Genomic DNA, 12,675 nt, shown 5'->3' on the forward strand with positions numbered 1-12,675 from the left:
ATCAGCCCCGTACCGCGCTCAGGAGGGAATCGAAGATGGTGTTCGCCGCGTTGATGACCTGTGCCGCCGCCGCATAGGACTGCTGGAAACGCAGGAGATTGGCCGCTTCTTCGTCCATGTTCACTCCGGAGAGACTCTGCTGTGCCGACGTGGCCTGGTCGAGGATGCTCTGCTGCGCGTCGAGCGCGGTGTTCGCCTGCGCGCCCGCCGTGCCCACCTGGGCGATGAGCTGGCTATAGGACTTGCCCACGGTGGTGACGCCGTTGTCGAGCACGCCCTTGTTGGCGACGTCCGCCAGGGCAAGCGCGTTTCCGTTGTCACCGCTGGCCGATCCCGCCGGCTTCACGCTGAAAGTATCGTTAGCGGCAGGCACGCCGGAAAGCTTGAGCGTCCACCCGTTGCCGGTGATCGTGTCGCCGTCCGCGTAAGTTTGCGGGGGACCGCCATTGACCGTATAGGTCGTGGGCGAGGTGAAGACGATATTGACCGGCGTGTTGAACGCGGGGTCGGTCGGGTCGGTAACCGTAAGATTGCCGAGCGTACCCTTGCCCGTGTTCGAGGCCCCCTTGCCGGCCGACAGCGGACCGGAGGCCGCGATCTTGTTCGTGTCGGTGATCGCCACGCTGAGGCTCGACGCGGCGTTGCGCGTGGGTTGGATCTGGAAGCTGTCCCCGGCCTGGGGCGTGCCGGAGGGCACGGTGATGGCGAGGCCGTCGATGAGGATGGGATCCGCGGCCGTGCCCGTGCCGGTGGACGGCACCACGACACCGGCAGTCGTCGTGACCGACCAGTTCGTACCGTCGAAACGCATGACGTAGTCGGACGACCCGAGCTTGCCGACGTCGGTGACCTTCGCCGTAACTTGCGCGTTGCCGGTGTTGGCCGTGTTGTCGAAGACGGCCGGGTCGCCGATGTTGAAGAAGTTGCCGCCCGCGTCGCCGTTGAGGTCGATGCCTTGCGCGTGCTGCTTGTTGAACGCGTCGGACAACGCAATGGCCGCGCGGCCCAGCTGGTTGCGCGCGGGATCCAGCACATTGGTGCGAAAATCGAAGGTCGCCCCCAGCGAACCGGAACCCAGCTGGTTGCTGATGACCGATCCGGTCGGCCCGACGATTTCCAGGCGCGAACTGTCGTACGGATTATTGGCCGTGGCGATCTTGGTCGAATCGGTGCCGTTCACCAGCGGCAGGCCGTTGCCCACCGACACGGTGACCATGTTGTCGCTGCCCTGGCTGACGTTGACCCCGACGATCTGCGACAGCTGCGAGATGGCCTGGTCGCGCGCGTCGAGCAGGTCGTTTGGCGCGGCGCCGCCGATGGACGCGCGCGCGATCTGGCCGTTGAGGTCGGCGATGCTCTTCGCCAGGCTGTTGATGCTGTCGACCGAGTTGCTGATTTCCTGGTTGGTCTGCTGGTCGATCTGCTGGAATTGCGACGAGAGCGAGCGGAAGGTGGAAACCAGCGAATTGGCCTTGCCGAGCAGCGCCTGGCGGCTGGCGGTGTCGACCGGCGCGTTGGCCACGTCGCTCACCGCGCCGAAGAATCCGTCGAGCGCGGTCTGCAGGTTGGCCGAGCCGCTGACGGCGTTGTTCGCCGCGGCCGTGAGCCCCGCATATTGCAGGGCACGGCTCTGGCCGGAATTGGCCGACCACACCGATTGCGTGAGGAACTGGCTATAGGCGCGCTGGACGCTGGTGGCATCCGCGCCCTGGCCGATGTAGTAGCCACCGTTGAACTGCGGCGTGCGCGCGTTGAAATTCGTGATCTGCCGTGTATAGCCGGCGGTATTCACGTTGCTGATGTTGTGGCCCACGGTCGCGAGGCCTACCTGAGAGGCAAGCAGTCCCGAGATACCTGTGGAGAGCAGATCGGCCATCGTCGTATTCCCTTCTAATCCCTGGTCGGCTCGCGGGTCACAGTTCCGACGCGATGTGCTTCAGCGCGGCGAGCGCCTGCTTCATCACCGGTCCGTTCGCGATGTCGGTGAGCTTTCGCGCGTAGCTGGGGTCGGTGGCGTAGCCACCCTTCACGAGCGCATGCGCGAAGCCGGCCACATCGTCGCCCCGGCCCACGGCATCCGCGTAGCGGGGGCTGCTGGAAACCATGTCGGCATAATCCTTGAACGAGTCGGACGGTGAGTCGTAGGCGCGGAAGCTGTCCTTGCGCCGCACCGCCACACCGTCTTCGTATTCGAGCGTGGGCACGTTCACGCGCTTGCCGTCCCAACTGCTGCCGGCCTTGATACCGAACATGTTGAAGCTCGAGGTATGGCCCTGCGCGGGCATGTGCTTGCCCCAGCCGGTTTCGAGCGCGGCCTGGGCAAGAAGCGCGCGGACGGAGACACCGAGCTTCTTCGCCGCCTCGATCGCGTGGGGGGCGAGCTTCTGCACGAATTCCTCGGGGCTGGATACCGAAAGTTTTCCCACCGCGCCCGCGACAGCTTCGGCGCCCTCGCCCACGGCGCGCCCGGCCTTGCCCAGCATGCGCTCGAGCGAATCCATGAGGCCACTCTGCTGGTCGGACGGCGAAGACACCGCGGCGACGGTGTCGGCGGTGCCGGTCACCTCGGCGAACGGGTCGTTGGAGGCCGCGGCCGGGGCCGGACTGCCGCCGAGCTGGCGGATGAGCATATCGGCGATGCCGATGCCCCTGCCCTGCGACAGCGTGAGCGACAACTGGTGGTCGAACATGTCGCGATAAGCATTGCCCGCCTGCGAGCCCATGATGTCGTCGCCGAGCGCCGAACTCGCGTCGCGCATGGACTTCAGCATCATCTGGGTGAAGATCGATTCGAACTGCTTCGCGACGGTCGGCAGCGCCGCCTTGGAATCCTTCTGCGCGGCCGCACGCAAGCCGGCGAACGCGGACATGTCCGTGTAGGTGCCGAGCCTCTGGGTGTCGACCGGCGCCACCATGTCAGATCACCACCAGTTCGGCATGCAGCGCGCCGGATTCCTTCAGCGCCTGCAGGATGGAAATGAGGTCGCTCGGCGAGGCGCCCACCTGGTTCACGGCGCGCACGATGGCGTCCAGGCTGGTGCCCGGGCCGAACTTGAACATGTGGCCGCCCTCCTCGCTCACCGCGACCTGGCTGCTGGGCACGACGGCGGTCTGTCCGCGACTGAAAGGCGCCGGCTGGCTGACCTGGGGTTGCTCGCTGATGGTGACCTGGATGGAACCGTGTGCCACTGCGGCGGCCCCGACCTTCACGTCCGAACCGATCACGACGGTACCCGTGCGCGAATTCACGATGATTCGAGCCGGCGCGTCGCCCGGAGTGACCTCGAGCGCCTGGATGGTCGACAGCCAGGACACCCGCTGCGACGGTTCCATGGGTGCGCGCACGGCGACCGACGCGGCATCCACGGCGTTCGCCGTGCCCGCGCCGAACGACTGGTTCACCGCCTGCGCAATGCGCGCCGCCGTGGTGAAGTCGGCCGTATTGAGGTTCAGCATGATGTCGCCGCCCTTGTCGAAGGACGTCGCCACGCCGCGCTCGATGCTGGCGCCGCCGGGAATGCGGCCGCTGGCGGAGATGTTCACCTGCACGCTGCTGCCGCTCTTGCCCTGCGCGCTCACGCCGCCCACCACCACGCTGCCCTGGGCGATGGCATAGACCTGCCCGTCGGCACCTTTGAGCGGCGACATCAGAAGCTCGCCGCCGCGGATGCTCTTCGCGTTGCCGATCGAGGCGACGGTCACGTCGATGCGCTGGCCCGGCTTGGCAAACGGCGGCAGCTCGGCCGTGATGGTCACGGCCGCGGCGTTCTTCAGCTGCGGACGCACATTGGGCGGCACGTTCACGCCGAACTGCTGGAGCATGTTCTCCAGGCTCTGCGTGGTGAACGGCGACTGGCTGGTCTGGTCGCCGCTGCCGTCGAGGCCGACGACGAGACCGTAGCCGATCAGCTGGTTGCTGCGCACGCCGCCAACCTGCACGAGGTCGCGGATACGGTCGGCGTGTGCGGGAAGGATGGCACCGAGCGCCAGCACGGCCACGGCGACATGGAGGATGCGACGGAAGGAACGGAGCGCGTTCATCAGAACGGCATCCACTTCGAATCGAAGAAGCGCGACAGCCAGCCGCGCGTGTTCGAGTCCGCCAGCGTGCCCTTGCCCACGTATTCGATGCGCGCGTCGGCGACGCGGCTCGACGGGACGATGTTGTCGTTGCCGATGTCCTGCGGACGGACGATGCCGGAAATGCGCACCAGTTCCTCGCCCTGGTTGATCGTGAGCCACTTCTCGCCGCGCACCACCAGCGCGCCGTTCGACAGCCGCTGCGCCACGGTGACGGTGATCTCGCCGGTCAGCTGGTTGCTCTGGGTAGAAGATCCGTTGCCGTCGAACGCGTTGTTGCTGGCGAGCGAGCTGTCGGCCGCCTTGCCGCCGATGCGCAGGCCCTGGCCGAGCAGGGTCGGCGACGAGAGGGTGTTGCCGTTCTTCTTGCTCGTGCTGGTCGCCGCCTTCTTGCTGGCTTGGGTGGCCTCGACGAGGGTAATCGTCAGGATGTCGCCGATGCGGTGCGCGCGCGGATCGGCGAACAGTTCCATCGACTGCTGATCGGCATAGATGGATCCGGTGGCCTGGGGCTGCGCGGCCGGCTCGACCGGCAGCGTGGCCGTGTACATCGGCTTCGGGGTGGGCGGCACCATGGCGCAGCCACCGAGCGCGAGCAACGCCGGCGCGGCGACGAGGAAGCTGGCAAGGAGACGGTTCATGGGGTGTCTCAGGTCTTGTTGGAGATGAACTGGAGCATCTGGTCGGCCGCCGAGATGGCCTTCGAGTTCATCTCGTAGGCCCGCTGCGTCTCGATCATGTTCACCATTTCCTCGACGACGTTGACGTTGGAGGTCTCGAGGGAGTGCTGCTCGACGGTGCCGAGTCCGTTGAGGCCTGCGGTGCCCGTCTGCGGCGCGCCGCTGGCGGCCGTTTCCAGGTAAAGGTTGTCGCCGCGAGGCTCGAGGCCGGCCGGGTTGACGAAATCGGCGAGCTGGATGGTGCCGATCTGCTGGGAGGCGGGATTGGCCGCGGTGGTGACGCTCACCGTGCCGTCCTTGCCGATGGTGACCGTCTGCGCGTTGGCCGGAATGGTGATCGCCGGTTCCAGCGGGTAGCCGTCGTTGGTGACGATCTGGCCGTCCTGGTCCTGCTTGAGGCCGCCGTCGCGCGTATAGCCCACGGTGCCGTCGGGCATCGTGACCTGGAGGAAGCCGCGGCCTTCGATGCGTATGTCCAGCGGATTGCCGGTCTGCTGCACGCCGCCCTGGTCGAACATCTTCTGGGTGCCGACCACGCGCACGCCCGTGCCGATCATGTAACCGGTGGGCGACTGGGTCTGCTCCGTCGTCTGCGCGCCGGCTTGCCCACGGTTCTGGTAAGACAGGTCCTCGAACTCGGCGCGCGAACGCTTGAAGGCGGTCGTGTTGGTGTTGGCGAGGTTGTTCGACACGACGTCCATGCGCGTCTGCTGCGCATCGAGGCCGGTCTTGGCGATCCAGAGGGACGTGAACATCGTTGACTCCTGCGCGCACGCGCTTTACGTGCCGGCGACGGAATAGCGTCGCGCGACGGTGGTTACCCCACCTGTAGCAATTTCGATGCCGACTGGGCGTTCTCGTCGGCGGCCTTGATCGAGCGGACCTGCATCTCGAACTCGCGCGAGAGCGAGATCATCTTCACCAGCACGTCGGACGGATTGACGTTGCTGCCCTCCAGCGCGCCCGAAACGAGCTTCACGCCGGCGTCGGCCGGCGCCTGGGTGCCGTCGCGCATGTGCATCAGGCCGTCCGGCGCATAGGCGAGCTGGTCATTGCCCGGGTTCACCAGCTTGATCCGGTCGGTGGTGGCGATGGTGGCCGGCGATTCGCCAAGCGGCACGACTGAAATCGTGCCGTCGGCGCCGATCTTCACGCTGGACGCCTGGGGGATGGTGATGGGACCGCCGCCGCCCAGGACGGCGTTGCCCTTCGCATCCGTCAACAAACCGTCGGCGTCGATGCGCAGGTTGCCGGCACGGGTATAGCCTTCCGTGCCGTCCGGCGTCTGCACCGCGATCCATCCGTCGCCCTGCACCGCCACGTCGAGATCGTTGCCGGTTTCCATCTGGTTGCCGGCGGTGGTGTCCCAACCCGTGCCCTGCGCCACGCCGTTGATGCGTGTCTGCAGGCCATCGCCCTGCACGGGAAGGCTCTGGAACGCCGACAGTTCCGCCTTGAAGCCGGCGGTATTGGCGTTGGCCAGGTTGTGCGCCACCTCGGCCTGCGCACGCATGATCTGCGTGGCACCGGTCATCGCGACGTATACGGAGCGGTCCATGGCGGGCTCGTTTAGTTGCGGATGTTGATGATGGTCTGGGTCAGCTTGTCGTCGGTCGAGATGACCTGCGCGTTCGCCTGGTAGTTGCGCTGCGCCTTGATCATGTTGACCAGCTGGGCGGTCAGGTCGGCCGTGTTCGACGCTTCGAGCTGGCCGGCCTGCACGGTGCCGACGTCGCCGGAGTTCGCCACGCCGCGGATCGGCTGGCCGGACTCGGAGGACGGCACCCAATTGGTGTCGTTGAGCTGGCGCAGGCCCTGGTTGTTCGCGAAGGTGGCGATCGCCAGCTGGCCCAGTGGCGTGGACACGCCGTTGGAATAGATCGCCGAAACGGTGCCGTCCTTCGCCACGTCGATCTTCGAGAACTTGCCCGCGGCATAACCGTCGGTCGGCGCCGCCGTCGTGGCGTAGTTGTCCCCGAACTGAGTGATCTTGTTGACATCGACGGTAACGTTCAGCGGATCGGCGCCGGGATTGGGCGACACCGCGCCGAAGGTGAGCTGGCCGTTGGCCGGCGTGACGATCGCGCCGCCCGAGCTGAAGGCGATCGGCTGCTGCGTACCGACCTGCGTGCCGTCCACCGTCATGTACGCGTTCCACGTGTTCGGGTTGGTCGCGTCCTTCACGTAGTAGATGTTCGTCGTATGCGTCGCACCCAGCGAATCGTAGGCCTGGAACGTCGACAGGTAGTTATAGGTCTTGTCGTTCGTGGGATCGAACGCGCCACCGGTCGGCGCCGTGGCGCTGGCCGAAAGGTTCGCGGTGAGCGTGACCTTCGTGCTGGCCTTGGCCGGGCTGGAGCCGCTGGTGATCTTGAGGTCGGTGAGCGCGCTGATGTCGAAGCCGCCGGCGGCCGACGGCGGATACGCCTGCACGTACTGGCCGGTGGACGTGACGATGTTGCCCTGGTCGTCCGGATGGAAGTTGCCGGCGCGCGTGTACGAGTAACCGGCACCGTCGCGGATGGTGAAGAAGCCCGCGCCGCTGAGGCCGAAGTCGTATGAGTTGCCCGTCTGGGTGAGGTTGCCGTCGCTGAACTGCTGGGCGATGTTGGTCAGGCGCACGCCGCTGCCCGCGGCGTTGGCGGAAAGGTTCTCGCCGGCCACGGAATAGACCTGGGAGAACTCGGCGCGCGAGCCCTTGAAGCCTACGGTGTTGACGTTGGCGATGTTGTTCGCGGTGACTTCCAGGTCGGAAGACGCCGCGTTGATGCCGCTGAGGGCGATTTCGAATGGCATGGTGGGTATTCCTCGCTGGACTTACAGGATTTGCGCGATCTGGCTCAGCAGGGCGCCGCCGTAGCCGGCCACCTGCAGGTACGTACCGTCGGTGCCCGAGGCACCCACGCCTTCCACCTTGCCGCGAACGAACGTGTCGATCGCGGTTCCGCCGGAAGTAGCGGAGATCTGGTAAACGCCATCGTTGAGCTGTGTACCGTCGTCGGACTTGCCGTCCCAGGAGAACTTCACCAGGCCCGCGTCGGGCTGGCCGAGCGAGATCGTGCGGACGACATTGCCGGCCTGGTCCTTGATCTGCACGTTGACGTAGGTACCGGAACTGCCGACGTTCACGGCACCGGCGAGCGCGCCGTCGGTGAGCTTCCCGGCCGTGGACGGCACCAGCACTTCCTGGCCGACGAGCGAGGCGGCGCGCACGAACTGGTCGCCGGTGAGGTTCGAGGCGAGCGAGTCGAACGACTGCTGCAGTTCCTGGGTGGCGGCCACCTGGGAGAACTGCGCCATCTGGGCCACCATCTGCGTGGAGTCCATCGGCTTGGTCGGATCCTGGTTGGTCATCTGCGTGACCATGAGCTTGAGGAAATCCGACTGGCTGAGGGTCTGCTGCTGCAGCTGGCTCGAAGAGGATTGCTGGGAGGAGGCATTGCCGTTGACGGAGTCGACTGCCATGGGAGGGCCCTTACTTGCCGAGGTCCAGCGTCTTCTGCATGAGCTGCTTGGCGCTGTTCATGACTTCGACGTTGTTTTGATAGGAGCGCGACGCGGAGATCATGTTGACCAGCTCGTCGACCGGATTGACGTTGCTCGAGTACACGTAGCCGTTGGCGTCCGCGAGCGGGTTGGACGGCTCGTAGCGCGACTGGATGGGTGCCTGGCTCTCGGTGACGCCCAGCGTGCGCACGCCGGCGTTTTCCATCTGCCCGTTGACCTGCTGCTGCACCGCGGAGAACAACGGTTGCTTCGCGTGGTACGCGGCCGCTTCGCTGCTGGCGAGGCTGTCGGCGTTGGCCATGTTGCTGGCGGTGGTGTTGAGGCGCGCGGACTGCGCGGCCATGCCGGAACCGGCGACGTCGAAAATCCTGAGCAGGCTCATGAGGCGGATCCGGTGATGGCCAGGCGCATCGTATGGATCTGGCCGTTGATGAAGCCGAGCGACGCCTGGTAGTGGATGGCGTTGGCGGCGAACTGGGCCTGCTCGACCTGGGTATCGACCGTGTTGCCGTCCATCGTCGGCTGGGTCTCCGCCCGGTAGGCGAGCTTGTCGGCCTCGGCAAGGGCGACGGCGGGATTGCCGCCGATGTGTCCGGGCTCGGTGGCCGTCATCGGCAGCGCGTTGCCTTCGGTGGCGCCGGTGGCGGCCTGCATGACCTTGCGGAAATCGAGGTCGCGGGCGAGGAACCCCGGGGTGTCGGCGTTGGCGAGATTCGAGGAAATCACCTCGGCACGGCGCTGCCACAGGCCGAGGGCCTGCGCGTGAACGCCGAACAATGCATCGGGTTTGTCGATCATGGGCTCTATCCCCCTCGTGACCTTGGCGAGGGGTTCGAGCAATTCGCGTGCCACGCTTGGGGCACGGAGGTGAAATGGCTTCGTGGCGCCGTTTCCGGCGGCGAATCGCCAGGCGGCGGGCGCAGGCGCCGGAAATCCGACGCGCGGCACCAGCCCGAAACGACGGGTAACCGCCGCCCCCGCCGGCAGGAGCCGCTGTAGCGGCGGAAAATCTGGCGACGCCCGGGCGAGATTGCCCTCGCCGCTATAGCGGCTCCTACAGAATCCCGGGTCTTGTCAGGCCGGCAGGAGGTCGAGGACGGCGGTCGCCAGTATGTCGGGCTGGAACTTGGCGATGAAGCGGTCGGCGCCCACGCGCGCCACCATCGCCTCGTTGAATACGCCGCTAAGGGAGCTGTGCAGGAGGACCTTGAGGTGGCGCAACTGGGCGTCCTCGCGGATGGCGCGGGTCAGGGCATAACCGTCCATCGACGGCATCTCGATGTCCGAGACCACGAGCGCCACGCGCTCGTCGACGGGCCCCGTGGTGAGGGCACGGAGAAGCTCGAGGCCCTCGCTGCCGTCCTTCGCCACCACGCACTCGAGGTCCAGCTTGCGGAACAGGTCGACCAGCTGGGCACGCGCCACCATGGAATCGTCCACCACCAGCAGCCGCCGGTTGCCGGCGTGCTGGACCTGGGCCGCCTGCTGCACGCGGTCGGATACTTCCACGGCGCGGGGATCGACGAAGGCCAGTACCTGCTCCACGTCCACGATGGCGAGGAGATCGCCCTCCAGGCGCGTGACCGCGTTCACACGGGTGCCGTAGCCCAGGGCCGACGGCGGCGCCGCCATCTGCGAGCCGTCGACATGCACGATGCGATCGACGTCGGAGACGAGGAAACCCTGCACCGAGCGGTTGAACTCGGTGACGATGAGGTGCGCCGTATCCACCGTGGCGAGGGGCGGATAACCCATGGCCGCGGCAAGGTCGATCACCGGGATGGTGTTGCCGCGGTAGTCGAAGCTGCCGGAAACCAGCTCGTGCATGCTCGGCATCCGTTCCAGCCGCGGCCGGCGCAGTACCTCGCGCACCTTGAACACGTTGATGCCGAAGGCCTGTCGGTCGCCCAGGCGGAAAAGCAGCATGGCCACGCGGTTGTGCCCGGCCAGGCGGGTAAAGGTATCCACGGTGTCGAGGAGCGGTCGGGCCATGGGCTGCACGGGTATCTAAAGGAGTGTCGCGAACCATATCGGCCAGGGGACGGCTTTCTGTAGGAGCCGCTATAGCGGCGAGGGAAAGAGGCCTCGCCGCTATAGCGGCTCCTGCGGTTGTTGCCATGGCATATGGATTGCATGGCTCAAGAAAGACGGGCCCCGACCGATCTATTGGGCCGACCATCCGCAGAGCGAAAGCGAAACCATGACCCTCCTCTGGAGCCAGCACGTCCGCCTCCTCGCCCATGCCGCCGCCAGCGGCGACACGGCGCGTGTCCGTACGTTGGCCGCACAGTACCCTGCCGCCGCCAGCGCGCTCGGCGCCCTGCTCAAGCCCGCGGAACCGCGCACGGTCGCGGCGACGACGATCCAGGCCATCGAGCAGCAGGGTATGGCGCTGACCAACACCCAGGCGCTCGGCACGACACTGCTCGAACTCGGCACGGCCATCGAGGGCGCGCGCGATACCGCCGGACGTTTGACGGACGCGAGCGCCAGGATTTCGACGGCACTCGACCAGGCCCATGCCGGTGTCGCCGGCATGGCGGATGCCAGCGGTCAGGGTCAGGCGACCTCCGCCGAGCTCGACGGCCAGCTGCGACTGTTGCGTAGCGCGTTGTCCGGCATGAGCCGCAACCACGCGCAGTTCTCCGAATACTTCACCGCCATCCGCAAGCTCACGGCCACGGTGCAGGACATCGCCCATCAGACCAACCTCGTGGCGCTCAACGCCGCTATCGAGGCCGCGCGCGCCGGCGAAGCCGGCCGCGGCTTCGCGGTCGTGGCCGACGAAGTGAAGCAGCTCGCCGAAAAGACCACCCAGGCCACCGCCGAGATCGACGAAGTGACCCAGGCCGTGGGCGAATTCTCCGGCCAGCTCGACGATGCCGTGCAGACCAGCCTCCGCCGCCTCGAACAGTCGCAGTCCGGCATCGCCGGCATGCAGGCGTCGCTTGGCCGCGTGGACGAGGCCGTGCGCGGCGCGCGCGGCAGCCTGGAGTCGGCGCGCGAAGGCATGGGCACGCTGCAGGGCCGGGTCGCCGCCATCCAGGCGACGCAATCCACGCTCGGCCGCGTCAGCAACGAAGCCCGCCGCCAGGCCGACGCCTCGGCGCGTGCCGTCGTGCTCGCCCATCGTCTCGGCCTCGCCCGCCTGGAAACCGAGGGCAACCTCGATGCCGCCAGCCTCAGCCAGATGATTCGCGAAGCCAGCCAGGGCCTGCGCTATGCGCTCGAACTGGCCTCGCGCGATCCGTCCAGCCTCGATCGTCGCTGGCTCGACACCACGCCGATGATGCGTTGTATCGACCAGCTACGGGCGCTTCGCACCGACGGTTCGGCGGATGCGGTGCGCGCCGCGGGCGAACGTTTCTCCGCCCTCGCCTCGCAGTACGCCATCACCCTCGGCGAAGGCCGCCACGCCGACGCCAGCCACATGCTCCCGGGCCTCACCCGCGAGCTGGACGCCATCGTGCAGGGCCTCTCCGCTTCGATGGCCGAGCGCGCCGCGTGATTCGTCGCTCCACCACGCCCCCGCGCCCGTCATTCCTGCGCAGGCAGGAATCCCGTGCCTTTGTCTTCTACGGAGCGATGAGCCACTGGATCCCTGCCTGCGCAGGAATGACGGTGCGGGTGCGCGCCATGATCTTTGCCACGCTGCTCTGCGTGGCGCTTCCCGCGACGGCCTCGCAGTCGCTCGACACCGTGAGCACGACGGCAGTGACCTGGCTGCAGCAGCACCGCACCCTGCCGGGTGCGCGGATGACGGCCGAAGCCGCGCCGCTGGACAGCCGCCTGCAGCTGGCCGACTGCCCGGCGCCACTGGAAGCCTCCATGTCCGGCAATCGCCGGCTCACCGCGCGGGTCAGCGTCGCCGTCCATTGCCCCGTCGCCGGCGGTTGGACGGTGCGGGTGCCGGTCCGGGTGAAGATGTTCACCAACGTGCTGGTCACCAGCCGCCCGCTGGCCCGTGGCGACGGCATAGGCGCGGCCGACGTCCATATCGAGGAGCGCGACGTCGCCGGACTGGCGTATGGCTACGTGGCCGCGCTCGACCAGGTCGATGGCCGGTCGCTCGCGCGCCCGCTCAACGCCGGCACCGTGCTCACCCCCGGGATGCTCGCCGGCCGCCAGGCCGTACGCACCGGCGATGCGGTGAGCATGGAGGCCAGCGTGGAGGGCGTCACCATCCACGCGGACGGCGTGGCCATGGGCGCCGGCGACACCGGGACGAGGATCAAGGTCCGCAACGCGACCTCGGGCAAGGTGCTCGACGCGATCGTGAGCGGACCGGGAACGGTCGCCGTGCTGCCATGAACGAAATCCGACTCCTGTCACATTACGCAGCCTAGGCCCGGTTAAAGTTCGCCGATGGACCGCCGATACAGGCTCTGACGGAACAAAGCTCCGAGGG

Annotated in this window: 13 protein-coding genes; 2 read left to right on the top strand and 11 right to left on the bottom strand. The window is 67.1% G+C overall.

Features of this window, described 5'->3' with window-relative positions; genetic code table 11:
• Position 1: 1 nt before the first annotated feature.
• The 11 genes from flgK to HBF32_RS15545 form a co-directional block, all read right to left on the bottom strand.
• A complete protein-coding gene (gene flgK / locus HBF32_RS15495; RefSeq protein WP_166700690.1) occupies positions 2–1,876 on the bottom strand; it encodes a flagellar hook-associated protein FlgK in 1,875 nt (624 codons plus the stop codon).
• Between the two features lie 37 nt (positions 1,877–1,913).
• Positions 1,914–2,915, bottom strand: coding sequence for a flagellar assembly peptidoglycan hydrolase FlgJ (gene flgJ, locus HBF32_RS15500; RefSeq protein WP_166700691.1), 1,002 nt, complete (start codon positions 2,913–2,915; stop codon positions 1,914–1,916).
• A gap of 1 nt (position 2,916) precedes the next feature.
• Entirely contained in the window at positions 2,917–4,041 is a 1,125-nt protein-coding gene (locus HBF32_RS15505) for a flagellar basal body P-ring protein FlgI (protein WP_166700692.1), read from the bottom strand.
• Positions 4,041–4,721, bottom strand: coding sequence for a flagellar basal body L-ring protein FlgH (gene flgH / locus HBF32_RS15510; protein ID WP_166700693.1), 681 nt, complete (start codon positions 4,719–4,721; stop codon positions 4,041–4,043). Before flgH ends, HBF32_RS15505 begins: the two co-directional genes overlap by 1 nt.
• 8 nt (positions 4,722–4,729) lie before the next feature.
• Positions 4,730–5,515, bottom strand: a complete 786-nt coding sequence (flgG, locus tag HBF32_RS15515; protein WP_166700694.1) for a flagellar basal-body rod protein FlgG — start codon at positions 5,513–5,515, stop codon at positions 4,730–4,732.
• 62 nt (positions 5,516–5,577) lie between these two features.
• Positions 5,578–6,318, bottom strand: a complete 741-nt coding sequence (gene flgF / locus HBF32_RS15520) for a flagellar basal-body rod protein FlgF (protein ID WP_166700695.1) — start codon at positions 6,316–6,318, stop codon at positions 5,578–5,580.
• A gap of 11 nt (positions 6,319–6,329) precedes the next feature.
• Entirely contained in the window at positions 6,330–7,556 is a 1,227-nt protein-coding gene (gene flgE / locus HBF32_RS15525) for a flagellar hook protein FlgE (protein WP_166700696.1), read from the bottom strand.
• Between the two features lie 21 nt (positions 7,557–7,577).
• Positions 7,578–8,225: a flagellar hook assembly protein FlgD gene (locus tag HBF32_RS15530; RefSeq protein WP_166700697.1), complete on the bottom strand. Its 648-nt coding sequence runs from the start codon at positions 8,223–8,225 to the stop codon at positions 7,578–7,580.
• A 10-nt stretch (positions 8,226–8,235) separates the two neighbouring features.
• The gene (gene flgC, locus HBF32_RS15535; RefSeq protein WP_166700698.1) at positions 8,236–8,649 is read right to left on the bottom strand and encodes a flagellar basal body rod protein FlgC; all 414 of its coding nucleotides are present in this window, start codon (positions 8,647–8,649) and stop codon (positions 8,236–8,238) included.
• The gene (flgB, locus tag HBF32_RS15540; RefSeq protein WP_166700699.1) at positions 8,646–9,065 is read right to left on the bottom strand and encodes a flagellar basal body rod protein FlgB; all 420 of its coding nucleotides are present in this window, start codon (positions 9,063–9,065) and stop codon (positions 8,646–8,648) included. The genes flgC and flgB overlap by 4 nt, the downstream gene beginning before the upstream one ends.
• A 276-nt stretch (positions 9,066–9,341) precedes the next feature.
• Positions 9,342–10,259 carry a chemotaxis protein gene (locus HBF32_RS15545; RefSeq protein WP_166700700.1) on the bottom strand — a complete coding sequence of 306 codons (918 nt, stop codon included), beginning with the start codon at positions 10,257–10,259 and terminating at the stop codon, positions 9,342–9,344.
• Between the two features lie 208 nt (positions 10,260–10,467).
• Here HBF32_RS15545 and HBF32_RS15550 point away from each other — a divergent pair, with 208 nt between their 5' ends.
• Together HBF32_RS15550 and flgA are read left to right on the top strand one after the other, a co-directional pair.
• Positions 10,468–11,775 carry a methyl-accepting chemotaxis protein gene (locus tag HBF32_RS15550; protein ID WP_166700701.1) on the top strand — a complete coding sequence of 436 codons (1,308 nt, stop codon included), beginning with the start codon at positions 10,468–10,470 and terminating at the stop codon, positions 11,773–11,775.
• The gene (gene flgA, locus HBF32_RS15555) at positions 11,772–12,578 is read left to right on the top strand and encodes a flagellar basal body P-ring formation chaperone FlgA (RefSeq protein WP_338039811.1); all 807 of its coding nucleotides are present in this window, start codon (positions 11,772–11,774) and stop codon (positions 12,576–12,578) included. Before HBF32_RS15550 ends, flgA begins: the two co-directional genes overlap by 4 nt.
• Positions 12,579–12,675: the final 97 nt, after the last annotated feature.

The sequence above is a fragment of the Luteibacter yeojuensis genome (genome assembly GCF_011742875.1).
Taxonomy (GTDB): Bacteria; Pseudomonadota; Gammaproteobacteria; order Xanthomonadales; family Rhodanobacteraceae; genus Luteibacter; species Luteibacter yeojuensis.